The 23865-nt window shown below is 42.6% G+C and carries 28 protein-coding genes; 11 read left to right on the forward strand and 17 right to left on the reverse strand.

Annotation, left to right across the window (positions count from 1 at the left end; genetic code table 11):
• Positions 1–346: 346 nt before the first annotated feature.
• The 3 genes from H7J92_RS10300 to H7J92_RS10310 all read right to left on the reverse strand — a co-directional run bounded on the left by H7J92_RS10300 (position 347) and on the right by H7J92_RS10310 (position 3210).
• Positions 347–604 carry an IDEAL domain-containing protein gene (locus H7J92_RS10300; RefSeq protein ID WP_009498285.1) on the reverse strand — a complete coding sequence of 86 codons (258 nt, stop codon included), beginning with the start codon at positions 602–604 and terminating at the stop codon, positions 347–349.
• A 664-nt stretch (positions 605–1268) separates the two neighbouring features.
• Positions 1269–2480 carry an ABC transporter permease gene (locus tag H7J92_RS10305; RefSeq protein ID WP_221836871.1) on the reverse strand — a complete coding sequence of 404 codons (1212 nt, stop codon included), beginning with the start codon at positions 2478–2480 and terminating at the stop codon, positions 1269–1271.
• Positions 2464–3210, reverse strand: coding sequence for an ABC transporter ATP-binding protein (locus H7J92_RS10310; RefSeq protein WP_078817889.1), 747 nt, complete (start codon positions 3208–3210; stop codon positions 2464–2466). Before H7J92_RS10310 ends, H7J92_RS10305 begins: the two co-directional genes overlap by 17 nt.
• 120 nt (positions 3211–3330) lie before the next feature.
• Here H7J92_RS10310 and H7J92_RS10315 point away from each other — a divergent pair, with 120 nt between their 5' ends.
• The 4 genes from H7J92_RS10315 (at position 3331) to H7J92_RS10330 (ending at position 5280) form a co-directional block, all read left to right on the forward strand.
• Positions 3331–3756, forward strand: coding sequence for an HIT family protein (locus H7J92_RS10315; RefSeq protein ID WP_040759529.1), 426 nt, complete (start codon positions 3331–3333; stop codon positions 3754–3756).
• Positions 3757–3883: 127 nt separating this feature from the next.
• Positions 3884–4240 carry a YtxH domain-containing protein gene (locus H7J92_RS10320; RefSeq protein WP_009498289.1) on the forward strand — a complete coding sequence of 119 codons (357 nt, stop codon included), beginning with the start codon at positions 3884–3886 and terminating at the stop codon, positions 4238–4240.
• A 206-nt stretch (positions 4241–4446) separates the two neighbouring features.
• Positions 4447–5010 (forward strand): HTH-type transcriptional regulator Hpr, encoded by a 564-nt coding sequence (locus tag H7J92_RS10325; RefSeq protein ID WP_009498290.1) that lies wholly within the window; start codon positions 4447–4449, stop codon positions 5008–5010.
• An 84-nt stretch (positions 5011–5094) separates the two neighbouring features.
• A complete protein-coding gene (locus H7J92_RS10330) occupies positions 5095–5280 on the forward strand; it encodes a hypothetical protein (RefSeq protein ID WP_040759532.1) in 186 nt (61 codons plus the stop codon).
• A 43-nt stretch (positions 5281–5323) separates the two neighbouring features.
• On the opposite strand, the gene H7J92_RS10335 is transcribed toward H7J92_RS10330, so the two are convergent.
• On the reverse strand, positions 5324–5425 hold the full coding sequence (locus H7J92_RS10335; protein ID WP_139366000.1) for a YjcZ family sporulation protein: 102 nt from the start codon (positions 5423–5425) through the stop codon (positions 5324–5326).
• A 145-nt stretch (positions 5426–5570) separates the two neighbouring features.
• On the opposite strand from H7J92_RS10335, the gene H7J92_RS10340 reads away from it, so the two are divergent.
• Positions 5571–6530: a peptidylprolyl isomerase gene (locus tag H7J92_RS10340; protein ID WP_009498292.1), complete on the forward strand. Its 960-nt coding sequence runs from the start codon at positions 5571–5573 to the stop codon at positions 6528–6530.
• A 60-nt stretch (positions 6531–6590) separates the two neighbouring features.
• On the opposite strand, the gene yhaM is transcribed toward H7J92_RS10340, so the two are convergent.
• The 8 genes from yhaM to H7J92_RS10380 all read right to left on the reverse strand — a co-directional run bounded on the left by yhaM (position 6591) and on the right by H7J92_RS10380 (position 14947).
• Positions 6591–7529, reverse strand: a complete 939-nt coding sequence (gene yhaM / locus H7J92_RS10345) for a 3'-5' exoribonuclease YhaM (protein WP_009498293.1) — start codon at positions 7527–7529, stop codon at positions 6591–6593.
• Positions 7526–10387: an ATP-binding protein gene (locus tag H7J92_RS10350; protein WP_221836874.1), complete on the reverse strand. Its 2862-nt coding sequence runs from the start codon at positions 10385–10387 to the stop codon at positions 7526–7528. Before H7J92_RS10350 ends, yhaM begins: the two co-directional genes overlap by 4 nt.
• Positions 10388–10391: 4 nt before the next feature.
• Complete coding sequence (locus H7J92_RS10355) at positions 10392–11603, reverse strand: metallophosphoesterase family protein (RefSeq protein WP_078817886.1); 1212 nt, start codon at positions 11601–11603, stop codon at positions 10392–10394.
• A gap of 291 nt (positions 11604–11894) precedes the next feature.
• A complete protein-coding gene (locus tag H7J92_RS10360) occupies positions 11895–13154 on the reverse strand; it encodes an ABC transporter permease (RefSeq protein WP_078817885.1) in 1260 nt (419 codons plus the stop codon).
• Positions 13147–14046, reverse strand: a complete 900-nt coding sequence (locus H7J92_RS10365) for an ABC transporter ATP-binding protein (protein ID WP_078817884.1) — start codon at positions 14044–14046, stop codon at positions 13147–13149. The genes H7J92_RS10360 and H7J92_RS10365 overlap by 8 nt, the downstream gene beginning before the upstream one ends.
• A gap of 62 nt (positions 14047–14108) precedes the next feature.
• A complete protein-coding gene (locus H7J92_RS10370) occupies positions 14109–14411 on the reverse strand; it encodes a DUF2178 domain-containing protein (RefSeq protein ID WP_221836876.1) in 303 nt (100 codons plus the stop codon).
• A gap of 18 nt (positions 14412–14429) precedes the next feature.
• Positions 14430–14741 (reverse strand): hypothetical protein, encoded by a 312-nt coding sequence (locus H7J92_RS10375; protein WP_078817883.1) that lies wholly within the window; start codon positions 14739–14741, stop codon positions 14430–14432.
• A 2-nt stretch (positions 14742–14743) separates the two neighbouring features.
• On the reverse strand, positions 14744–14947 hold the full coding sequence (locus H7J92_RS10380; protein ID WP_143759401.1) for a helix-turn-helix transcriptional regulator: 204 nt from the start codon (positions 14945–14947) through the stop codon (positions 14744–14746).
• 166 nt (positions 14948–15113) lie between these two features.
• On the opposite strand from H7J92_RS10380, the gene H7J92_RS10385 reads away from it, so the two are divergent.
• Both H7J92_RS10385 and mgsA read left to right on the forward strand, forming a co-directional pair.
• Complete coding sequence (locus tag H7J92_RS10385) at positions 15114–15299, forward strand: YhzD family protein (protein ID WP_078817882.1); 186 nt, start codon at positions 15114–15116, stop codon at positions 15297–15299.
• A 498-nt stretch (positions 15300–15797) separates the two neighbouring features.
• A complete protein-coding gene (gene mgsA, locus H7J92_RS10390) occupies positions 15798–16202 on the forward strand; it encodes a methylglyoxal synthase (RefSeq protein ID WP_040759538.1) in 405 nt (134 codons plus the stop codon).
• A 78-nt stretch (positions 16203–16280) separates the two neighbouring features.
• Here the strand turns inward: mgsA and H7J92_RS10395 are convergent, their stop codons facing one another.
• The 4 genes from H7J92_RS10395 to H7J92_RS10410 form a co-directional block, all read right to left on the reverse strand.
• Positions 16281–17066 carry an enoyl-CoA hydratase gene (locus H7J92_RS10395; RefSeq protein WP_009498303.1) on the reverse strand — a complete coding sequence of 262 codons (786 nt, stop codon included), beginning with the start codon at positions 17064–17066 and terminating at the stop codon, positions 16281–16283.
• Positions 17067–17181: 115 nt separating this feature from the next.
• Positions 17182–18693, reverse strand: coding sequence for a coproporphyrinogen III oxidase (locus H7J92_RS10400; protein ID WP_221836879.1), 1512 nt, complete (start codon positions 18691–18693; stop codon positions 17182–17184).
• 251 nt (positions 18694–18944) lie between these two features.
• Complete coding sequence (locus H7J92_RS10405) at positions 18945–19295, reverse strand: YlbF/YmcA family competence regulator (RefSeq protein ID WP_078817880.1); 351 nt, start codon at positions 19293–19295, stop codon at positions 18945–18947.
• Positions 19296–19307: 12 nt separating this feature from the next.
• Positions 19308–20465: a DUF445 domain-containing protein gene (locus H7J92_RS10410; RefSeq protein WP_343228088.1), complete on the reverse strand. Its 1158-nt coding sequence runs from the start codon at positions 20463–20465 to the stop codon at positions 19308–19310.
• 174 nt (positions 20466–20639) lie between these two features.
• On the opposite strand from H7J92_RS10410, the gene H7J92_RS10415 reads away from it, so the two are divergent.
• On the forward strand, positions 20640–21419 hold the full coding sequence (locus H7J92_RS10415) for an ABC transporter substrate-binding protein (protein ID WP_221836881.1): 780 nt from the start codon (positions 20640–20642) through the stop codon (positions 21417–21419).
• A gap of 1 nt (position 21420) precedes the next feature.
• Here the strand turns inward: H7J92_RS10415 and H7J92_RS10420 are convergent, their stop codons facing one another.
• Positions 21421–21813: a ferritin-like domain-containing protein gene (locus tag H7J92_RS10420; protein WP_078817877.1), complete on the reverse strand. Its 393-nt coding sequence runs from the start codon at positions 21811–21813 to the stop codon at positions 21421–21423.
• Positions 21814–21894: 81 nt separating this feature from the next.
• Here H7J92_RS10420 and H7J92_RS10425 point away from each other — a divergent pair, with 81 nt between their 5' ends.
• The 3 genes from H7J92_RS10425 (at position 21895) to H7J92_RS10435 (ending at position 23840) form a co-directional block, all read left to right on the forward strand.
• Positions 21895–22098 (forward strand): YheE family protein, encoded by a 204-nt coding sequence (locus tag H7J92_RS10425; RefSeq protein ID WP_078817876.1) that lies wholly within the window; start codon positions 21895–21897, stop codon positions 22096–22098.
• A gap of 44 nt (positions 22099–22142) precedes the next feature.
• The gene (locus tag H7J92_RS10430; RefSeq protein WP_171805929.1) at positions 22143–22295 is read left to right on the forward strand and encodes a hypothetical protein; all 153 of its coding nucleotides are present in this window, start codon (positions 22143–22145) and stop codon (positions 22293–22295) included.
• A gap of 225 nt (positions 22296–22520) precedes the next feature.
• Positions 22521–23840, forward strand: a complete 1320-nt coding sequence (locus H7J92_RS10435) for a hemolysin family protein (RefSeq protein ID WP_050804702.1) — start codon at positions 22521–22523, stop codon at positions 23838–23840.
• Positions 23841–23865: the final 25 nt, after the last annotated feature.

Here is a 23865-nt window from a genome sequence, read left to right on the forward strand (position 1 = left end):
TCTAAAACACCTAGTCCTTCTATTTTACCACAGCTACAGTTTTTTCTAAAGAAATAACGAACGTACGTTTTAAGCTAACTATGTATGTATTTTATTGTACCCTTTAAGTCGTTAAAGAAACTCTTGTCGAGAAGGAATAGCGAAGCAAATAAAACAGACGGACGTATCAAGGCGCCGCCTGACCGTTTCATTTTTTTGTGAATGCATGTTAGTTAAGCTGCACCTCTTCAGACTAGCCATATACCGCACATGAAATATACCTAAGAGGATGATTAATTATCTTCATACAAAAAGAGCTGTTCGAAAGGTCAGATGAAGATGACTTTCCGGACAGCTCTGTCTTATGTTATTTAGGCTGATATTCATATCCTTGTTCTTGAGTGAACTCTTGGAGTTGTTGTGTATACATTTCAAATGCTTCTTCATCGCGACGATCCAACGCGTCATCGATCAGGTTCATAATGCGGGCTTGCGTTTGTTCCCAGTGAATGTGTTGCAGAAACAGATCCCAATAAATTTCATTCAGCAGCTTTTCCGCCTGGAGAGAAGTGCTGTTGTTCCCTACGGCTTTTAAAAATTCAGCATATGAGTTGTTATTGTTCATCTCTCTCACCCCTGATACCTTTTAGTAATTATATATGCAAATAAACCAGAATTGCAACCAGATTATGAACTATTCGAACTTTTGAATGATTTCTATATAGTCAGTTAACAATTTAATAGGTATATATATTCAGATAATTCAACTCTATGAAGGTGACTTATAACGAAGCTACTAGACCGACAATTCGACTGCACCATTTTTGAATGGCGAATTCACAGCTGACATTTATTTTTTTCTCGTCGCTCGACTGACAATGGGTTCGGGACAGAGTATGTGTTATGCGTTGTGCTTTGGCACCGCTTCGCCGCTGGGGGATTGCCTCCCGCCAAGAGCCAACTAGCAAAGAACGCTAGCTGTCTCATGGCTTCGGCCGACCCCGCAGTTGCGGCTTCGCTAGAATCGTCAAAATAATGAGTGTAGTGTTTAAAATTGAGATAGCCTCAGAATCCGGCTTCTTAGTCGGAGGACAATATACAATTAGATACCCAGTGCTTTCGCTTACTAAACGCAGGCGCCTTACAAGCGGTAGGCGGAGAAATGGGACAGACAGGCGATCTTCCTGACTGGCTCATTGTAGAGCCATCCGCAAGCGCCGAAGTGTTTTCAGTGACCATACTCCCGCCACACACTGTGCCTTGCACCTTTTCTAACCCAGCAGCATAAACTAAATTTCTACTTCCTGCTCTTTCGTCAAACGAATAGTAGCCTCACCGATTATAACTGCAACTACTGCAATAAGGACCGGAATCGGACTTAATCCGTACAATGGCAACGCTGCCAACAGGAGGAGGATGGCTTGCAGCATGATTAACTTTCTTACAAGCGCGCGAACAGCCTTACTCTGGGACTTTTCCTCTTCTTCCGGAAAAAGCTGATCCATCGTAAACTCAACTCCGCCTTCAAGCGCTAAGATTAGCTGTACCGCTGTCGCGAATGCTAATGCGCCGACGAAGATGAAAGAGACGATAGGTATAGGAATCAGAAATGCACCAAGCGCCGACAATACAGTCAGCCTGAGCCATAGCCAGAATGTGTCGTCGGTCCGGATGAACGTGCGCCCGACAAGATAAGCTTGTACATCTCGGCGTTCGAATGTCGCACTTTTCATTGCGAACTTTAGCCAATTCCGTTTACTGACGGAACCGACTAGATGCGGTACTTCCGTGAAGTAATTGGCAAATCGATAAAAACGCATCATTCGATTTTGTTCCAACTCTATGAACTGCTCATATGGAAATGGCTTTTGAACAGCTTGTTTTTCCCACCACTTTGTATAGAGGATCGCCACTAAGATGCCTGCGATGAACGCAATGGGACTCCAAGTCAATCCGAAATAAATCGCCAAAAACGCCAACACGAAGCGAATCATACGATCTGGCCAGACAAATTCATTGTTGGCAATTCGAACATTGTATTCTGTACCAACAAATAGCCCTTTCAATGCAATAATCAATAACACAGCTAGTATATAGTCAATACCTGTCCCTACTTCCGTAGCTTTCAATAAAGGAAGAGACACGACCACAGCAATGAGCGGCAAAGGTAACTGCGAAAATGTAGACCATGACAGTGAGCGTTTCATGTAACCTGGCAATTGATGTTCTAACGGCAAGAAATAGACGATATCAGCAGGCTTCAGCAATGTCGTGGGTGCAGATTTCATTAAGATCAATGCGATAATGAAGGATACGATCAATGCAGATGGAAAACTGACCGGCACTTCTTTCAACCATTCGCTGTAGGCATATCCGCCCGCTCCGATTGCAAACATGAAGACGATTGCAAGGTGTCCGGTGAATACATAGCGCATATATTTCTGCAATTCATTGACATAATGAAAGAATCGCTGTCCCCAAATATCATGCATGCTGTTCATAATCAGATTCCTCGGTCATCGCAATATATAAATCATCCAACGTTGCATTGGGGCGCCCGAACGCTTTACGCAAATCGTCCATTGTACCGTTCGCACGGACTCGGCCTTCATGGAGCAAGATGATTCGGTCGCAATATTTTTCCGCTGTCGCAAGGACATGTGTGGACATCAAAATGGATGCACCCGCTTTTTTGCGCTCAATAATTTGATCCAGCAACGCTCGAATCGCCAGCGGGTCTAAACCGACAAATGGCTCATCGATGATATATAGTTTTGGCTCCACTAAGAAGGCACACATGATCATGACCTTTTGCCGCATACCTTTAGAAAAGTGGGCAGGAAACCATTTCAAACGTTTCTCCATTCGAAATTCCCTCAATAACTGTTCCGTACGTATTTCAAATTGTTGCTTGTCCAATCCATACGCCATCGCAGTCAGCTCAAGATGCTCCTGTAAAGTGAGCTCTTCGTATAGAACCGGCGTTTCGGGAATATAGCTGAATGACTGCCGATAATGTGCTTTATCGCTAAATGTTGCTCCGTCAATTTTGATTTGACCTTGTAGAGGATTCATCACACCGATAATATGTTTGATTGTTGTACTTTTGCCCGCGCCGTTCAGACCGATCAAACCAACCAATTCCCCTTCTTCTATCTGGAATGAAAGGTCGTGCAAAACCGGCTTGCGCGTGTAACCGCCTGTTACGTGTTCTAGTTCTAGAATTGCCATTATAGTTCCTCCAATCTTCATTTTCATTTTAGCAAAGAAAATATAAAATTGCTCTGTCTGCCTTCGTTAACTATCAGAAAATATGCTACAATACATCCAAACATGAAAGGAAGTGTAGAAATGACCTCATGTATTTTCTGCAAAATTGTTGAAGGCTCCATCCCGGGTGAAAAAGTTTATGAAGATGAGCATGTCATCGCGTTTATGGATATCATGCCCGTCACTAAAGGTCATGTGCTTCTCATACCTAAAACACACCGTGAAAACTTGTATGAATTGACAGAAGAAGAGGCTTCCAACCTATTTAAAGTCGCTCCTAAAATCGCAAACGCATTGAAAGAAGAATTTCAGCCTGTCGGGTTGAATCTGTTACAGAATAACGGTTCTTTTGCCGGGCAATCTGTATTTCATTTTCATATGCATTTTATTCCTCGCTATGATAAATCGGATGGTTTCCAACCTGAATTCAATTCGAAAGTGGAACAATTCCCAATGGAAGTCGTTTCTGAGTTAGCAAATAATATTAAATTGAGATTACAAGCATAAGATGTTTTGATGAAAGCTTTTCCTTAGGAAAGCTTTCTCCTGCATAATAAATGTACGATCTTTTCTTGCCCATCCGTGGCTTGCATGCTTTAATAAAATAATAACCTTCAAAAGGAGTGTTTTCTACATGAAAGCGTCTACATTCTTTATCGGCTTAGCGGCAGGTGCTGTCACTTCCGCCATTACAGTACTATACTCAACTCCAAAACCTGGCAGCGAGTTGCGATCCAGTGTAAAAACAGCTTCGCTAGAGATGAAAGATAAGTTGAAAGATGTCAGAGGTAAAGTAGCGGATCTAAAGGATTCTGTCACAGATTTGACAAAGGAAACAAAAGAACTGGTTCCAGAAACTGTAGAGGAAATGAAAGACTCCGTAGCCGACTGGAAGCGTTCAACTGAACACAATAAAAAGCGTTTGGAAAAAGAGATCTCTGCAATCCAAATTGCTTTAGAGGACCTTGAAAAGTCCATTAGCAATCGTTAATTTGGCTGGATAAATCGCCTCTGTGTATCAGTTCAACCACCTGGCTGATCAAAGTGTAAGGAGAGGCTGCAGAATATCGTCGTGAATGTCGACCATATTCTGTAGGCACTTACACCTAGCATTAGTTATTTTATTATTCCGTCTTTTTTATTTGTTGCTTTTTTGCTATAATAAATAAAAAGACTGACAAGAAAGCAGGTGCCCCGATGGCAGAGCAGAATATTACACGTAAAGATGCCATGATCTTCAATCAGCGCGTCGCCCAAATGTCCAAAGCATTATGGAAGGCTGTTGAAAAAGACTGGCAGCAATGGATCAAACCTTATGATCTAAATATTAATGAGCACCATATTTTATGGATTGCCTATCATCTAGAAGGCGCCACAATTTCCGATATCGCTAAATTTGGTGTGATGCATGTTTCTACCGCGTTCAACTTCTCTAAAAAACTAGAACAGCGAGAACTCCTCTACTTCTCCAAAAAAAATGACGATCGACGCAATACATATGTGACTGTAACGGAAGAAGGAAAGGACCTGCTGATTAAAATGAACGCCAATTACCATAATGAAGATTACAGTATCCTCCAAGGTTCCTTGCCGATAAGAGATATTTATGGAAAATTCCCAGAGTTCTTAGAGGTAATGTCCGTTCTTCGCAATATTTACGGGGATGATTTCATGGATATTTTCGAACGCGGTTTTCAGAATATCGAGAAGACTTATGAAGATCAAGAAGATTATCTTCAGAAAACAGAAGTGGAAACATAAGAACCACCGTTAATCAATTCGGTTTTTTTCTTTTACTCGCATACTCTGATATGATAATATAGACGCATAATGAGGAGGTTTAAAATGGTTCTCACAATTACCATTCTATTTTCACTGTTCTACTTATTTCAAATTAATAAAATGACATTTGCTCTTTGCCAATCTAGAGAGATTCCAGAAGAGAAGCAGCCGAAAATCTATCGGACTGTTAATATTCTCATCACAATCCTTATCTTGTCTTTATATGTGGAAGTTTTCTTTCACGCTTAAAATGATTATGTATGCCCGCCCCGCTCACGGGGCAGGGCTTTTTTTAATACAAGTACGCTGCACCAACAATAATCAACAAGATGAACAAAACAACAATTAAAGCAAAGCCGGATGTACCTGCCCCGCCGTGATTATAACCGCTCATGAAGGCACCCCCTTTCACACTGTATCTTATGCGAAAGTGGAAAAAAGCGGTTGGGCGTTGTAAAAAGAAGGAACCTTTTTGTTTTTCAAACGTTTTATGCTATAGTGATATCTTGAAATGACATTTAGATTAGGGGAGTTATTTGATGAAAAAGAAAATTTTAGCTTTTACACTTGCAGCATCCGTTGCAGCATTGTCTGCATGTTCAGGCAATGGGGATAGCGAAGTCGTCATGACATCTAAAGCAGGAGATGTGACGAAAGAAGAATTCTATAAAGAGATGAAAGATTCCGTTGGTGAACAAGCATTGCAGATGATTGTTCTCGAAAAAGTTCTTGAAGATAAGTATAAAGTCGATGAGAAAAAAGTTGACGAAGAGTTCGACAAGAATAAAGAACAGCTTGGCGATAACTTCGAAGCCTTCTTGGCACAACAAGGACAAACACCTGATAGCTTCAAGAAAATGATTCGCCTGAATATGTTACAAGAGGCTGCATTGACTGATGGAATTGAAGTATCTGATGAAGAACTGAATAAGCGCATCGAGGAGTCTCAATCCGAGATCAACGCTCGCCATATTCTTGTGGAAGACGAAGAAACAGCTAAAGAAGTAAAAGAAAAACTGGACAAAGGTGAGGACTTTGCGAAAGTCGCAAAAGAATACTCTACAGATCCAGGTTCTAAAGAAGAAGGCGGAAATCTAGACTGGTTCGGTTACGGAGTTATGGTTCCTGAATTCTGGAATGCAGCTTACGACCTTGAACCAGGTACAATCAGTGAACCTGTTCAATCTGAACACGGCTTCCACATTATCGAAGTAAAAGAAAAGCGTAAAAAAGAAGATGAGAAGATCACTGATGAAAAGAAAGATGAGATTCGTCAGGAACTTTTGATGGAAAAAGCAGATGAGAATGAATTGTTAACAAAAGTATCCGATTTGGTGAAAGCGGCTGACGTTAAAATTAAAGACAGCGATCTAAAATCTGCACTCGATTTGTTCAAGATGGAAGAACAACCAGCAGATTCTGAAGAAACTCCTGACGTCGAAGAAGAACAAAAAGATTCAAAAGACGCAGAAGCTGAAGGAAAAGAAGAAAGTAAATAAGATGATAAAAACTCCCATGATATTATTATCACGGGAGTTTTCTTTAATCTATTTACCGGATTACTCAAATGTCGGCTTATAAAACGATCGATTGTCGAGCGGGAATACACGCTCAGAAAATTCACCTGGGTTTGTTTTGGACATGACGCGATTCAACATATTCATCTTCGCATCAATATTATCAATATAATGCAGGATTTCAGCTTCCTTCAGCATAGGCCGCTTCGGGCTGCCCCATTCTTCTTTGCCGTGATGAGACAATACCATATGCTGCAGCAGCATGATCTCTTCACCATCGATCTCGAGTTCCTCAGCCGCCTTCGAAATTTCATTCACCATGATGGTAATATGGCCGAGAAGATTTCCTTCGATCGTATATTGTGTACCGATTGGGCCGGAAAGCTCAATAACTTTTCCGATATCGTGCAAAATAATTCCCGCATACAATAAATCTTTATTCAGTGTTGGATACAGCTCTGCAATCGCCTTACCGAGCTTTAGCATGGACACAACGTGATCCAGCAGACCAGTTACATAGTCATGATGGTTTCTTGTCGCAGCAGGATACAACATAAAATCCGCTTGGTGTTTTTTCAATAAATGACGAGTGACGCGCTGGATATCTGGATTTTTCATCTCAAAGAAATATTGCATTAACTCTTCAAAGAGCACTTCTTTGCTTTTTTCAGCAGATGGGACCAGATCCGCGATCGTAACGCCTTCTTCTTCCTTCATCGGACGAATCGCTTTAATACGTAATTGGTTTTTGCCACGATATTCATGGATTTCGCCGCCTACTTTGACGATGGTCGCTGCCTGATACAACTGTGCCTGTTCTTCACCAGTATCCCATAGTTTTGCTTCGAGATCTCCGCTTTTATCTTGCAGAATCAGTGTCATGAATGGGCTTCCTTGTTGGGTGATGCCTTTTGTAGCCTGTTTAATCAAGAGAAATAGATCAACAGGCTCTCCTACTTGATGTTCCAATAATTTTTTCATAACTGGATCTCTCCTTTTACCCTTGTTCCAATCTCGACTTTATGTACGTCACTCGTCCATTTCAATTTCATTTCTTCATGGCAGGTGAAATATAAAAATTGATGAGATGGTTGCAACTCTTTAATAATTTCTATCATACGCGAAAGTCTCTCATTATCAAAGTGAACAAATGGATCATCCATAATAATAGGAAATGGTGCACGATCCGACAGAGCGGAAGCTAATGCGAGCCGCAATGAAAGATAAGCCTGCTCTTTTGTCGCTTGACTCAGTTCATTGATCATAAATTTCTGACCGTTCTGCGCCGCAGCTTGGAAATATCCTTCTGAAGTTAAACCAAGTGTGCGATATCGATATGCAGTTAAACGGCTAAACCATTCATTTGCCAGTTCCAAAACAGCCGGCAATTGATGTTCTTTCCACTCACTCATCGTTTGCCTGATGGCTTCCGTTACTGCTTTTCGAACCGTCCATTGTTTTGCCAGTTCCTCGAGTTCCGCTTTTCTTACTTCGAACACTTGCTGGAGCTCGCTGAAAGTCTTACTCGTTCCCATCTGTGCAAGCTCATGATCTACTTTCACTTGCTCATCCACTAACACGGTCACTTCTTTGCGGATAGCTTGCAGACGGTGCGCTGTCTGTTCACGGCTTCGTTCAAGCTCAGGTAACGTCCAGTCGACTTTCAGAGGTTCTTTTGTATACATCGAGAGTTGTGAATTAATCTCCGCTAGATGCCGCTTCAGTAATTGCGCATTTTGATCATTTTGATAAGCAGTATAAAATTGCTCTTTCTCTGACACAGCCGTCCGGTCGAACAACTCCTGGATTTCTTGTTGTACTGCCTTCAAAAGTGCATTCGTTTCCTGCAACTGACCATCAAGATCTTCAAGGGTTTGCTGTTGGTTGTAGTACTTTCCAAGCAGTTCCTTCTGATCCATCAGTTCTTGGCGCAAATGTTCATACAATGCACTTTCCGCTACAGGTCCAATCAAAGATTCGACCTCGTCCATTTGGTTTTGCAGTTGTTGTTTTCCTGCCTCCAAACGTTGCTGCCATGTGTGTTGCTCTGCTAACGTGTCCTGCAGCTCACGCAACAAACGGAAGCTCTCTTGGATGTTGAATGTCAGATCGATCGGATCATCTTGTACGGCTTTTTTCAACGCACCGATTGCTTGCTGCTTTTGCCGATGTGATTGCTCCATCTCAGTAGCTAGTTTCTGTAATTTACGGTCCAGCCTTTCAATCTCTGTATATACTTGCTGTTGGGTTCGCTGCTGTGTTTCAAAGCGCTCCTCCAGGCTCTCCATCTCAGCGGCCAATGATTCATGTTCTTGAATAAAAGTTCGTTGTTCTTCCAATGTAGCTGGTTGCTTTTTCCTTAGAAACATTCCGACAGCCAAACTGATCACGCCTAAAATCGCGATGAACCACTGCTGTTGCCATATACCATATACTCCAATAATGAGACCAATGACGAGTAAGAATAATGGAACCAGGCGCTCCGATGATTGCTGCTGATTCGCTACAGACAGCATAAGTTTCGCTTCTGAAAGTTGCCGTTTCAACTCAGGCCATTTCGCCAGCTTCTTCATTTCCTGTTCTGTGATAATTTGGCGTTCAAGCTGTTCTTTCCGCTGCTCTGCTTCCTGGCGCTCACTTTCCGCTTCTGCAAGCATACGATTCAGTGTTGTCAATTGTTGCTCCGCCTCAGCCTGTTCCTGCACTAGCGGTTCTAATTGACGCTCTCTCTGAATTGAAATATCCATCTGTTCGATAGCTGATAACTGAGCCTCTGTCAGAGCCAGACGATGTGTCAGCTGTTGTTTTTTCGTCGCGAGCAATCGGATTTCCTGTTCAGCAGAGAGCGTGTCCGTTCGCAAGCGATGCCATTCTGCTTCTTGAGCCACCCAACGTTCCAACTGCTGCCGTTCACTTTCTGGTCGCAACCCGACTAGTTCAGTTTGCCATTGTTGCTGTTCTTTTTCTAAACGAGCCTTTTTTATTTCCAATTCCGCCTGTTTGCTGGCTAGCTCTTCATACCTTCGAATACCGTCTGCCGGGAAGTCCCCGCTTGGATACTCGGCCAATTGCTCTAAAAGTTGTTGCTGTCGTTGTTGCAGCGGGACGATCTGCATCGCGGTCATCTGTTCATCCGCTTGTACATGCAGCTGCTGTTCTTCCAGTCGCAAGGCTTTCACTTGCTCTGTCAATTGGTGTTGCCGTTGCGTTAACGGTTCGTAGGCTGCAAGTTTCTGCTGTTCGTTTTGGATTGCGTGTTCAAGTTCTTTTATTTCCGTTAGTTTTTGATTCATTAGCGGCAGTTTTCCGGACTTCTTAAATAAGCCGGCTGTTTCTTTTTCTAATTTCTTTTCCAATTTCCACAGCGTGTCGAGACCTGTAGTGCCAGATGCCAGCAAGGTGCGGCTCAGTTCATCTTCGTCCATCTTGTCGAGACCTTGCAGCTGAAACAGCGAGAAAGAAAAGATCGCTTCAAACGCCTGGCGGTCATAGCCTCTCAATAAATGTTTCAGCTCTTCTTCCCCTGCCGTCCGTCCATCTTCAAACTGTATTCTGACGTCACCCGAGGACTTACCTCGCACTCGTTCAATCATCCAATTGCCAAATTCTGCGTCCGTTACATAAAGACAACCGCCATACTTTCCGCCTGTTTTCGGTTCATAGCGAAGTTCTTGCTGATTCTTTTGCGGGAATCCGAATAAAATATGAAGAATCGCTTGCTGAATCGTCGTCTTGCCCGCTTCATTCGGACCATATAGAAGATTCATGCCATTAGAAAATTTGATTTCTACATTCTCATGCTGACCAAACCCATATAGGACGATCTTTCGAATATTCATTTGATCATCCTTCCTTCAGCAATTCATTTGCCAATAAAGCAGCCGCTTGCTGTTTCAATTGTTCTATATCATGTGGTTCCAAACGTTCCAAATAACGCCCTGCCCGATGACTGTATACATCTTTCACAAGATTGTTCCAGTCGTCCTGCTCCCATTTTTCTATTGTTTGTTCTATAGGTTCCAGCAAAGCTTTCGGCAACTCCCTATTCGTAACCAAGGGCCATTCAATTGATGAAATCCACACAAACGGCTCCATACCGCTATATTGTTCCCTTAATACATCCAGCCATTCCGATTCAGTAGATGCCCCCTGCAGATCATCAGCCAGTCCCTCGACGTGCTCCATCACCAGTTCCACTACCACACTTCCTGACTCGGCAACCAGCCCGTCGATCGCTTCCTGACACTTCGTCAACCAAGCATCCGCAAATTCAATCCCTTCACACGAAATAGTCAATTCAGTAAAGACAATATCCGAAGTCTCAACAAACTTTAAAGATGCTTTTTCACTGGATAACGAAATATCGTAAAATCCTTTTATTCCTTGTTCTTTCCGATGCCGTCCCTGCAAATTTCCGGGATAAACGATGGGAGGATATTCCACTAACTGCTGACGCTTATGGATATGTCCCAGCGCCCAATAGTGATAGTTCTTTTCCTGCAATTCACGGATAGTGAACGGTGCATACACAGCATGCGCGGAATCACCCGCCACACTGCCATGCAGCAAACCAATATGAATACCTTCACCGTGCGCACTAGGATATTTCTCGATCATCGGTTCTCTCACATGCCGCTGAGGATAACTAAAGCCGTGCAAGAACACATCTTTCCCCTTTACAGTCATCTGCTTCTGTTCTACTTCTTCTGAAAATACCTGCACATTAGCCGGCAATGAGACTCTTGTCCAATTACCTGCCAAATGATCATGGTTTCCATACGTTACGAATACAGGAATCCCAACATCAAAAAGCCGTTGCATTCCTTGCTGAAAACGAATTTGCGCACGTAAGCCTCGGTCTTCTCCATCATATACATCGCCGACGATTAAGATAAAGTCTGGCTGTTCTTTCACTGCATAATCTATAAAGCGATCAAATGCCGTGAACGTCGATTGTTGCAATCTAAGCAATTCATCCGGCCCGGCGGCAGCCATGCCTTTAAAGGGGCTGTCCAAGTGCAGATCAGCTGTATGTAAAAATCGGATCGTCTCCATAAATGCACCTCTCCCACGAATACTCGTTCTCTATTTTACCATAAGCCATCTCCAACTGAAAAGAGCATGAAAAACAAGGACTGCCCCGAAAGTCATTTAAAAATGATTTCTTCTTCGGAACAGCCCTTGTTCTTTTTATTGTATCATGCGTTTGCCTGTGATCATTAACTGCCTGTACTCGATCATAACAGTATCACTAGCGCTCATAACGCAGTTTCTCTCTCTTAGATGACAAAGCCTTTATCAAAACCGTATCTCTTTCGGCAAAAACCATTGACATCTAAGAGTATATTATTCTTTCCCTAATTGAATTGCTTTTTTCAAGTCTTTCAATGAGCGCGATGGACCGTACATCAACACCCCGCCACGATAGACCTTCGCTCCAAACCAGCCGAGCATGATAATCGTCGCAACCATAATGGCAATCGAAAGCAAGGGTTCCCATAACGGCAAATCCAACATACCGACACGCAAGAACATAACGAGCGGTGTGAAGAATGGAATGAACGAAGCAATCTTCAAATAGCCTAGCTCAGGATTCCCAAGACCTGTTGCCGCAATGATGAATGCCGCTACCACGAGCAATGACATTGGCATGATCATTTGCTGGACATCCTCTGTACGGCTGACAAGCGAACCAAGCAACGCTGCCAGTGTGGCATATAAAAAGTACCCCAACAAGAAGAAAATCACCGCATAGACTAACGTGCTGACTTGTAAATTTTCTAGACTGAAGAATGCGGAAAGTTCATTTTCTTCTCCCATCGAAGAAAGTTTGTACGCAATGAATCCCGCCAATCCATAAACCACAATCTGAACAATCCCTAATGATCCGATACCCAGCACTTTCGCAAACATATGCTTAACCGGCGATACACTCGATATCAAGATTTCCATTACACGCGAAGACTTCTCCGTCGCCACTTCTGTAGCAATCATGGAAGAGTAAATAATGACCGCAAAATAAATGACGAACATCAGCACATAAACTAGCACTCGCGCCTGATTCAGTTCGTCCTCTGACTTAGCTGAATCAGAAATATTTTGTTTTTCAAATTGGATCGGCGCAAACAAAGTAGCTACTTGTTCACCGGACAGCGATAATTGCTCTGCTTTTACTTCTGTCTGAATCGATTGCAATGCATCTTGTAAGGCAGAAGGCAAATAGTTATCCACCAAGCTTGCTGTCGTATACGTTGCTTGAATGGTCTGCGTTGCGTCCAAATCCAATTCAATGAATGCTTCGATGTCCTCCTCTTTCACTTGTTTTAACAACTGTTCTTTCGGTTCATCCGCAAGCTCGACTTTAATCTCCTCATCACTTTGCTTGAGCTGTTGTTGCAAACGCTCAGCCAACATACCGCTTTGATCTAAAACAAGTACTTTATCTTCTTTGCTGTCTCCTATCAATTTACCCGCCTTATCAATAATACTCGGCAAATTCGCAAAAAGGAAAATTCCTGCAACCATGATAAGCGTCGTAATAAAAAATGATTTAGTTTTTGCTTTCGTCATAAAACTCTGTTTGAAAATAATCCAAAACTCACGCATGCTCTTCCCCCACTTTCGCAATGAAAATGTCTTGCAAAGAAGGTTCTTCTATTTCAAAATGACGAATTGGTCCTTTTAGTAAGGCCGCCTGTAATAAGTCATTCGCAACTTTTTCATCCTCCACCTGAAACACTGCACCTTCTAATGAGTGATGGGAAGTGATGACGCCATCCATTGACTCCATTCCTTCCAATGGAAAATCCGAACGAATTCGAACATTTTGTTTACCAAATGAACGCTTAACATCACGCAGTTTTCCGCTGACGAGTTGCTGGCCATGATGAATGATGCTAAGTTGCTCGCATAACTCTTCTACGTGGTCCATTCGGTGACTGGAAAATAAAATCGTCGCTCCATTGTTGCGGAAATCAACAATCGCCTTCTTCAACATTTCCACATTCACTGGGTCAAGTCCTGAAAATGGTTCATCGAGAATAAGCAACTTCGGGTTATGCATTAATGACGCAATCACTTGGATTTTCTGCTGATTCCCTTTTGATAATTCTTCCACTTTCTTATTCGTATAGTGAGGGACTTCAAAACGTTCCAACCATTGGAATGATGCACTTTTTGCACTGACTTTATCCATACCGCGTAATTGACCAAGAAACATTAATTGCTCCAGCACCTTCATCTTCGGATACAAACCTCGCTCTTCAGGCAAATATCCAATTTGAGGGCTCGTTTCATATGAGATCGTCCGCCCATTCCATGCAATGGACCCTTCTGTCGTGTTCAGCAATCCAAGAATCATCCGGAATGTCGTCGTCTTACCTGCTCCATTCGCCCCTAAAAAACCATACATTGTCCCTTCTTCTACCATCAGCGATAATTGATCAACCGCAGTAAAGTCTCCAAATCTTTTGGTCACCTGTTCCAGCTGCAAAGCCATACTCACAGTCTCCTTTCATTCTCTCTTTCTAGTTCTACGGATTCTACCAACAAATTGTTTCACTATTCTCTTTTATCTATCACTAAGCTTGCGATTCCATAAGATATCAACATGATTCCATATGCCACGGAAAGTAAAATAAAGGCAAGCTGAATTCCCTCATATAACAAAGCTCCAAGCCACATCGCAGCCAATACAATTATCGTTATCCCCCAAGAAATCGTTCTAGCTTTAGCATGGACTTTTTCATAGCGTTCATCAAAGAGACGTTGTTTTTTTCCTTTCCGGCGCAGATACACTGCAATTGCTAACACAGTGCCAAACCCCATTAAAAAACCTAAGAGTCCAGAGCTAGATGGTAACATATAAAATCCCCCTCTAAATTAATTTTTACTATTCGCTATGGCCGCTCCAACTCCATAGGACGTCATATGAATAACCCAAATAGCAGTTAAAATGAAGAAAGCTAAACCTGGTCCCTCCAACAGCATGGCAACCATCCAACCAATCAAAATTGCCCCAGTGGTAGCAAGCCATGAATAAGATCGTGCTTGCCTATGGATATTCCGGTATCGTTCATCATAACGACGTTGTTTTTTTCCTATTCTCCAATTGATGAACCATACAATTCCGGCAATGACCAAGCCAAGCGGCAATCCCAGCAGAAAAGACCAAGTATTAAATCCATCGTACATACTTATTCCTCCTCATAAATAAAAATGTCCTCAATACGACAATCAAATAATGCAGCGATTTTGAAAGCTAATATCAGAGACGGATTATACTTCCCTTTTTCTAATGAAATGATCGTCTGCCTAGAGACGTCCAATTTTTCTGCCAGCACATCTTGCGTCCACCTCATTTCCAACCTTCTAGCTTTGATATAGTTATTCACTGACATCCTCCTTTTATCTGCCATTCCGTACAAGAAGTAAAGCAACCTTTACGTAAAGTTTACTTTACCTCTAATATAATGTCAAATACACTTTACATAAAAATTAAAATGAATCGCTATTCATTTCAATAAATTCATAGTATACTGAATAAAAGCATATGGAGGAGATTAAATGAAAACCTACAAATTGACTGCATACGAGAAAAACGGCACTTTGATTACAGAAGAATCATTCACAGCGGAAAATGATGAGGTCGCAAAGGAGCAAGGACGCCAACTGCTCACTGAAAAAGATTTATCGGAACGCACACACCGCCTTGCATCACCGCGCGGCAAACTATTACTATTCCACGTATAAAAAAGAGGTTGTCCGAAAAGACGGGATGTCTTTCCGGGACAACCTTTTCTTTCGGATTCAGATAGTGGAGACTACTAAACACGTCAAGTTCTTCGTCAGGAACGTTAGTTCTATACAGAGACTCAAAACCCTTTCAGTTCGCGTTTTCTTCTTAACAGTACTATGTCAAAACAGTAGCGCAGAAAAAATTATTAGCGCTAGAAGAGGGACATAAAACTTCCCTCAAGACAAACAAAAGCTGTCCAAGAAATCAGTTGAAATGACTTCTTAAACAGCTAGTTTCTATTGATTAAAATCGATATTATTTCCCGGGAAACAATAATTAAAAAACTTTAATTCACATTTAATGTAAATCGATTCATTTAATATTAATTGTTTTCTACCCACTAAATCTATCTTCCAATTTTTCTTTTTTCTTCGCTCTCAGAAAAGCGAGATTTTTCGCGCTGTTTATGATACGCTATCTTCGTCAATAATTCGTAGAAGGAAGTGACTGGTTTGAACATCGCGTTAATTGCCCATGATGAAAAAAAGTCTGAATTGGTAAACTTCGCAATTGCTTATGAACAAATATTTGCTAAACATGATCTCTATGCTACTGGTACAACAGGTACACGTATCATGGAGGAAACAGAGCTTTCAATAAGTCGACTCATGTCTGGACCGCTTGGCGGAGATCAGCAAATTGGGGCGATGATTGCTACAGGGCAGCTAGATCTGATCTTATTCTTTCGCGACCCGCTCACAGCTCAGCCACATGAACCGGACGTCAGTGCCTTGCTGCGACTGTGTGATGTCTACGGTATTCCGTTAGCCACAAACTTAGCTTCAGCCGAACTATTATTACGAGCGATTGAAAAAGGCTATTTCTCTTGGCGAGAAACAGCAGCTAAATATAAATAATCTATTTCTGAAATCCACCAAGGATACATTATATTTCAGACGCGCAGCTAATTGCGCGTCTATTTTTTGTTCACTTCTTTATTGCCCAGTAAAACTTGGTTTTCTTTTCTCAACGAATGCTTGTATTCCTTCACGGTGATCGGAAGTCTTTCGCATTGCTGCTTGTGCTTTACTTTCTAATTCCACGATTCTTTCAAGCTCCGCCACACCGGCCGCATGTAAAATTTGTTTAGATACCGCCATTGAAGCTGTCGGTGAATTCAAGATTTGTTGGGCACGCTGCCCTGCTGTATTCCACGCTTCCCCATCTGGAACGACTTGATCAATGAGTCCGATTTGCATCGCCCGTTTACCATCTAACACTTCACCCGACCAAATCAGCTGCTTCGCTCTCGCTGTGCCGACTCGTTCCTTCAGGAAGAAATGACCTCCGCCATCCGGTACCAAACCGATTCCAATGAAATTCATCGCGATTTTGCTCGATTCTTCCGCAATCACTACATCACAGGCAATCGCTATACTGCAACCAAGTCCCGCTGCTGCACCATGGACCGATGCAATCGTGATTTGGGGCATGCTGTACATCGACAGAGCCAATCTCGACAAGTCGACCATAATATCCTCCATTTTCATCGGTCCACTTGGGTCGAGCATCGCTTTAACATTTCCACCTGCTGAAAACGCACGTCCTGCTCCTCGGAATAATACAACATGCACAGAAGATTTCCCTTTCAGTTCATCGACGATATCCGCCAATTCCCTCATCATCTGGCCATCCATCGCATTCATGACATCCGGCTGATTAAATGTCACAGTTGCTAATCTACCTTCGATTTCCACTTCGATCTGTTTTACCAAAATCAATTCCCCCTTTTGTGTGAATGGTCATTCATTCACTCCATTATACACAAACCTCTGACCGTTTGCATAATTTTCTCACAAAAATTCCCCAGCCAACTTTATGACTGGGGATTGAAACTTATTTTATGGATTCAGCAGAAGGAAACAATCCATCTAAATACGCTATTTTGCGATCGATGGCGTCTTCAAATCCTAGTATATAGGCTGCAGGTTCTTTCGGATTATGAAATTGCGTCAGTTTACCGGTGGCAGGGTCCATGAATTTACTCGATGCTCCACAACCTAGACCGATAATCGTCTGTGCTTCTTCCATAATTAAAATATTATAGAGACTCTCTTCTCCCGGCTTGGAGTAGCCGACATTTTCAAGATTGCCTAAAATGTTTTTCTGGCGATACAAATAATACGGTATATAGCCGTTGTCTTTCGCCCACTCTTCGCCACGCTTCATCATCTGACCAACCGTCTTGCGATCAGCCACTTGATACTTATCTTTATTACGTGTCATTTCCGAAGCTCTTTTAAAAGACAGCGTATGGATCGTCAATGATTCCGGCTGCATCTTCTCCGTTTCCGCCAATGAATGCTCAAACTCGGCGAGACCTTCATTCGGCAGACCGATGATTAAGTCCATATTGATATTGCGCATGCCTTGCTCGCGAGATAGCCAATACTTATCGATGGTTTCCTGCACACTATGGTGACGTCCGATTGCTTTCAACGTTTCATCTGTATAGGATTGTGGGTTGACACTGATTCGGTCGATCCCCCACTTCTTCAGTACTTCGAGTTTCGGAATGGTGATCGTATCAGGCCGTCCCGCTTCCACGGTCACTTCCCGCACTTGCTCCATATGGGGAAAGGAGTCAACCATCGTTTGATAGAGTGCATCCATTTCATCTGCCTCGATCGATGTCGGCGTACCGCCACCAAAATAAATCGTTGTGATCCGGATATCATGTTCCTTCAGCCAGTCTCCGATGACCCGCATCTCTTCATGTAAACCGTCCAAGAAGTTTTCTACGCGCCCATTCTTCCGGTGAATGGCATAAGCGGGAAAGGTGCAATAGGCACATTTTGTTGGACAGAATGGAATGCCGATGTAAATACTGACTTCCCGCTTCAACGAATACAAATCAGGCAGCGCATTCAGCTGGACATCTGCAATTTGTGCAATCAGATCACTCTTTCGTGCCGAAACTCGGTGACGATTCCTCAATAATGCCAGCGCTTCTTCGACTGATTTTCCTTCCTGTCGGTACATATGATAGAGTTTGGTGGGACGGATACCGGTTAAAATACCCCATTCCTGTACCATACCTGTCGCTTGTTCTAATACCTCCAATAAGACATGAGAATACATTCTCTTCTTTTGGCGCAGTAGCTCTTTTTCGTCAGTCTCTAAAGCATCTTCTGCAAATTGCGCGGTATGTCGTTGGCCATTCCATTGCAATTGCGCTGATATGCTCGGAGATTTCTCTTCAAATTGCTCAAAAAATCGTATGTTGATGGTTGCCTCGTCTACAGTTTCTGTCCCGATCTTCGATTGCTCAAAAAATAAATTGGCCAAATGGGTGAACATTCGGATCCAATCTTGCGGGAACTGTTCGTTTACATTTAGTTGCTGCATGTTTCTCTCCTACTCTCCATCTGTTGAAAAAAACCGGCAGAGGCCGGTTTCCAATCAATCACACCTTGGCATGATTGCATCTGAATTTTGAATCGTGCGTGCACGATTAACTCCCTACAAAATCCATGACATCCGCCAGAGGCATTATCTTAGTTCAGCGGGCGTTTGAACACCCGCTGTACAGGTAATAGAATCGCATTCATCTCATCACTTATAGAGGTGGGAGTCTTCTGCTGAATAAAGATAAAGTATTAATTGAAGCTTTCATACAAGTCTTGCACTGGTTTCAGTACAACACGATTTACTTCCTCAATCAATTCGCTTAGCTTCATCTCTGCTGTTAGCATCGTCATGATTTTAGGATTTTCCTGAGCCAGCTGGGCAGTCTTCTGGGCATGTTCCAGCTCTTCGCCTGCGATTTCCTCGCCTGCCATTTGTTTTTGCTGCAAATTCATTTGGATCTCGCGGAAGCTTTCAAATAAAACACGAGCTTCCTCATCGCTCTTGACGTCCTCCATCGCAGATTTCACCGCTAAATACTCATCCGTCTTGCGCAATGTAGATTCCAATTTGTTCATATCATCATAAATATTAATCGACATTTAAATCTCCTCCTAAAATCCATTCAATGTAAGAGCTATAATTCCTTGCACGATTCCGATCACGCCGCCAAGTAAGGCGCCAAGAACCGTAATCATCTTAAATTCCCTACGTGAAATACCGAGCACTAGATCTTCCAGCACAGCGACAGGGAATGTGTCGACCTGTTCCTTCACCATTTCATCCAGTTTCAGCTTCTTCAAAGACTGCTCCAATTGCAACTCCGCCTGATCGAATAAAAATCCGACAATTTTCGGCGTGACGTTTTCGGCTGTCCATGCAGTTCCATTCGGCCAGTAATGAGCTAGACTGTGATCCAATCGATCACTCAGTGCCAATTGGTCAAGTGCATAGCGCTTCACCGAGCTGAACACACTATCAAAATCAAAATCTGCAGTCAATTGCTCCATCGGCTGTTGCTGGATATTCCGCCATTCTTTCCAGATCAGCTTATCCAATAACTCTTTCGTTCCTGGCGCTCCAACAAAACGCAACGCTTCTCGTTGCACCTTGCCGACTAGAGATTCCGATTCACCGAAAAACATATTCAGCATTCCGCCAAACGTCCCTTTTGAATTGAGAAAGTCGTCAATCATTTTTTGGAACGTCTGTCTTCCTTCCGCCGAATCAATGAATCTTTCTGCGCGCTGCAACAAAAAATCCGACGCGAGCGGAATTCTATCTTCTACTTGCTGCTGCCAACGCAACGGCACGACTTCTTCCACTGTACCTGTCGTCACCCTTAATCTCATGTCATCCAATTGACGATCGATCAACGCAAGCAGTTTATCCTCCACTTGATTCGGAAGTTCAGAAGCTCCTGCAAGCTCGAGCCAGTCATTCAACGTCTTGTCCGATTGCAAGACATATTGGTTCATTTTACCCTGAACAAATAGTTCGGCGCGTTCTTTCATTGCAGGTGTCAACATTTTTTTCCGGAACAGATCTGGTGTCAGCAAATAATTCGTCACCGTTTTTCCAAGCTGCGTTGCCAACTCATTGCGTCGTTTCGGAATTAAGCCTGGCGTAAACGGCAAACGGGTTTTTCCAATAAATTTTGGTTCATGCGGCCTGAAAAGCATCTTGATCGCTAAGTGATTTGTTACTCCGCCAATCAATGCCCCGATAAACGCCATGAACAAAATAGTTAGCACTATAGTCAATCGTTTCACCTTATTCCACTTGGTCTTCGTTCCAATTATAACAAAAACCAGCTGAATGAAAAGGAATTCGAGGCGAGGATTTTTGACTTTACAATCGACTACCTTTCAGGTACGTTGCAAGTAGGACGATTCTATAGAGAAGTTTGTTACTTCAACTATTATGTCGAGGAGGTCATCCACTAATTGAAGAAAGAAATCATCGATCATTTAGGACGCACAGTTGAGTATGAGTTTCCGCCGAAGCGTATCATTTCTTTATGCCCCGGCATTACCGAAACTTTATTCGCGATTGGTCTTGAAAACGAGGTCATCGGACGAACACGTTATTGTATTTATCCCGAGAAAGCAAAAGAAGTTCAGGCGGTAGCAGGAACAAAAGATCTACAGCTTGAGAAGGTTCATGCTGCAAAACCTGATTTGATCATCATGGAGAAAGAAGAAAATACGAAAGAGATGGTCGAGACACTGTCGGCCTTTTATCCAGTGTATGTAGCCGAGGTCCAAACGATTGACGATGCGTATCGGATGATGACAGATATGGGTGATTTGACAGATAGCCAGAAGGAAGCCGCATCACTTGTTTCTGATATCCAACAAGCATTCACTGCGCTGCCCGAACTCCCTGCCGCTCGTGTTGCCTATGTCATCTGGAAAAAGCCGTATATGGTAGCTGGAAAAGATACATACATCAATACACTGCTTCAGCGAATCGGCTTCGTGACACCTTTTGCTGATTCGAATGACCGCTATCCTGTCGTGACAGAAGAGCAGTTTAAAGAAGCTCAGCTTGATCTCGTTTTATTGGCATCAGAGCCTTACCCATTTAAAGAAAAACAACAAATCCAGTTCCAAGAATTACTGCCGGATTCCGCAATTCAGCTAATTGACGGAGAAATGTTCTGGTATGGTGTTCGAATGCTTGAAAGCGCACGATACTTCAAAACATACGACTTCGGCGTTTGATTCATTTCGTTCCATTAAAGATCGTAGACATCCGAATAGCATGCTCCATCTCATCATGCATTGCGATGAATACAGGGTCATAGGCTTGATCAAACGGAACTGTCAGAAGCATTTCTTTATACTGTTCGACGGCATCAAGTTCATCAACCAGCGCATTTTTTGCGCATTCCTTCAAGTTCGTGCACGGTGCCAGCTTTTTCGGATTTGGTACGAATTTTCCCGTCATCATATAATAGAGCTGTTGAAACATTTCGTAGTGACTTTTCTCGTCTTCATACGCATGTCGAATGAACTCCTGCCATAATGGATCGTTCGTCAGCTGGTACATGGACTTATAATAAAAGTAGGACTTGTATTCGTCTTCGATGGCGCTTTTTAGTTGGTTAACAAACACGCACTCATCCTTTCCTTCCCTTTTGGCCAGTTTATGAAAGGAACGGCAAGGATATCACTAATTTAGAAAGAGTTGATCAATATGCTGCAGCATTTTAGTTATAAAAAAATGTTTGAAGGATCGGATTTGCCAGGTTGGACAATTTCTTTTTATTATCAAAACAAACAATATGCGGGTGATTACCATAAAGACGGATCGGTTAATTGGAAGAATGACACGCCGCCGAACGAGACAGAAGTTTTGAAAATGGTGCATGATCTCATGACTTTTCACGTCTATGAATGATTTTTCCTGTAACTGACCATCCTTCTCTTAGAGGAGGTGCTGTTATGGGGAAAGATAAGTCAAAAGGTAAACAACAGTTTGAAAAAGAGCGTCTGCACGTACAGGACCAGAAAACAGAAAATGTTTTTGAAGATCAAAGTCGTGTTCCGAATGAGCAGAATGCCTTTAAAGAAACTCAGCCGAAATACGGCGAATAATGATGTGGAACCTTCCTACTTAGGAGGTTCCTTTTTTCTACAGCCGTCCCCATTCAGCACACCATACTCTATCTTTTCACGATATGTAAGTGGCAGGAATTGTGTTTTCTCTATAAATAAATTATTATAAAAGATAACTAACTTTACATTACAGGAGGTGTACGCTTTGTTCTTTTCCCTCATTTGGGTTAAGCACAAAGCCATTATTTGGACATTGCCATACGATTGGCAGCATTTGCTGCCTTGATCGCACTCACCGCTTTCTTCGTCGCGTGTGAATTTGCAATCGTGAAGGTCCGGTCATCGCGTCTCGATCAGCTGATCGTGGAAGGAAACAAACGCGCGGTCCTTGCGAAAAAAATTGCCGATAACTTAGATGAATATTTATCCGCTTGTCAGCTAGGGATTACGATCACTGCGCTTGGCCTGGGTATGCTTGGGGAACCAACAGTTAAGTTAATGCTGGCTCCTGTCTTTGATTACCTTGCTCTAGACACAAAAGTTGAAACGATTCTTTCTTTCGCCACGGCCTTAGCCATCGTGACCTATCTCCATGTGGTTATTGGTGAGCTTGCTCCTAAGACGATCGCTTTGCATAAAGCTGAAGAGTTGTCTATGAGTCTATCCGGACCTTTGAATTTATTTTACAAATTGATGTACCCTATTATTAAAGGGATGAACGGATCGGCGCGGCTAGTCACAAGATTGCTTGGCTTCAAATCCATTTCCGAATTGGATGTGGCGCATACAGAAGAAGAACTGCGGATCATCTTATCGGATAGTTTACGAAGCGGGGAAATTAATCAAGCTGAATATAAATACGTCAATCGTATTTTCGAGTTTGATGATCGGATTGCCAAAGAAATCATGCTGCCGCGTACCGAAATGATGACAGTGGAAAAAGAGATGACGTTATCCGAAGTCTTCGAATTGATGGACGTGGAGCAGTACACACGCTATCCAATTACGGATGGGGACAAAGACCACGTCATCGGATTAATTAATATGAAGCATCTATTGACAGCGTACATTAAGGATCCGAGCAATGGGGACAAATCTGTCGTTAATTATATGCAGCCCATTATCCGGGTGATCGAAACGATGCCGATTGGTGACTTATTGTTAAAAATTCAACGTGAGCGAATTCATATGGCTGTTCTGTTGGATGAATATGGCGGGACGTCCGGCCTTGTAACCATCGAGGATATTTTAGAAGAAATTGTTGGGGAAATTCGTGATGAATTCGACTTGGACGAACTGCCCGAATTGCAGAAAATTGGTCCAGATCATTACATCTTGGATGCTAAAATGCTAATCGAAAATGTCAATGATGCACTCAATATCGAGATCTTGGAAGAAGATATCGATACGATCGGCGGTTGGTTCATGGACCAGCGCTTTGAAGCGGTACAAGGTGAAAAAATCATAGAACAGGGTTATGAATTCACCGTAAAGGAAGTGGATGGGCACCATATCATCTACTTAGAAGCAAAAAAGCAGCCAGCGGAAGTGAATAATGTAACCAATGAAAGTATGAGCCCGTAATTTCAAAGCTTTCCCACTCATTGGG

It is taken from the genome of Sporosarcina aquimarina (assembly GCF_019748715.1).
Lineage (GTDB): Bacteria > Bacillota > Bacilli > Bacillales_A > Planococcaceae > Sporosarcina > Sporosarcina newyorkensis.